Source organism: Phocaeicola plebeius (assembly GCF_003437535.1).
GTDB classification, from domain to species: Bacteria; Bacteroidota; Bacteroidia; order Bacteroidales; family Bacteroidaceae; genus Phocaeicola; species Phocaeicola plebeius_A.
Window position 1 is genome coordinate 425 of record NZ_QSQT01000066.1, and the last position, 1,263, is coordinate 1,687.

General features: G+C 48.2%; 2 protein-coding genes. Both read left to right on the forward strand.

Features of this window, described 5'->3' with window-relative positions; genetic code table 11:
• On the forward strand, positions 1-641 hold a 641-nt coding region (locus DXD04_RS16545), incomplete at its 5' end, for a GDP-mannose 4,6-dehydratase (RefSeq protein WP_259299587.1).
• A gap of 97 nt (positions 642-738) precedes the next feature.
• Positions 739-1,263: NAD-dependent epimerase/dehydratase family protein (locus DXD04_RS16550; protein ID WP_117674216.1), on the forward strand; the 525-nt coding region annotated here is incomplete at its 3' end.

Here is a 1,263-nt window from a genome sequence, read left to right on the forward strand (position 1 = left end):
CGTATGCAGTGGCCAAACTGTACGGTTTCTGGATTGTAAAAGAATATCGTGAGGCTTACAATATGTATTGCTGCTCGGGTATCTTGTTCAACCATGAATCGGAACGTCGTGGGGAAACTTTCGTAACACGTAAAATTACGCTGGCTGCAGCCCGCATTGCACAGGGAAAACAGGAGAAGCTGTATCTGGGTAACCTGGACTCACTGCGCGACTGGGGTTATGCCAAGGATTACGTGGAATGTATGTGGCTGATTCTGCAGCATGAAACGCCGGAAGATTTCGTCATCGCTACGGGTGTGCAGCACAGTGTACGTGAATTCTGTTACCTGGCATTCAAGTATGCGGGCATCGAACTGGAATTCAAGGGTGAAGGTATCAACGAAAAGGGTTATGACAAGGCTACCGGCAAGTGCCTGGTAGAGGTAAGCGAGGATTTCTACCGCCCGACAGACGTAGTGAATCTCTGGGGTGACCCGACAAAGGCGAAGGCTAAGTTAGGCTGGAATCCGTCGAAGACAACCTTTGAGGAACTGGTAAAAATCATGGTGGATGCGGATATGGCGAAAGTGGCCGTAGAAAAGGCGGGAGAACAGATTCGCACGAACCTGGCAGAGTATCTGGAGAAGGGAATCGTGAAATAATGAAGAATGAGGAATGAAGAACGAAGAATTAATAATGAAGATTATATGTTCTTTTGTTCTTCTGTCTCTGAAACAATAAACAATTAATTTGTCGAATATGGACAAATCAGCGAAGATATATGTAGCGGGACACCACGGACTGGTGGGTTCCGCTATCTGGAATAACCTGAAGGAAAGAGGTTATAATAACCTGGTAGGACGTTCGCACAAGGAACTGGATTTGCTGGACCCGATAGCGGTAAAGAAGTTCTTTGACGAGGAACAGCCGGATGCGGTGATTCTGGCTGCGGCACACGTGGGAGGCATCATGGCCAACCTGCAATATCGTGCGGACTTTATCTACCAGAACTTACAGATTCAGCAGAACGTGATTGGTGAAAGTTTCCGTCACGGGGTGAAGAAGTTGCTGTTCCTGGGCAGTACCTGCATTTATCCGCGTGAGGCTCCGCAACCGATGAAGGAAGAGGTGCTTCTCACCTCCCCGCTGGAATATACGAACGAACCGTATGCCATCGCAAAGATTGCGGGACTGAAGATGTGTGAAAGCTTCAACCTGCAGTATGGCACGAATTACATCGCCGTAATGCCAACCAACCTGTACGGTCCGAATGATAACTTCCAC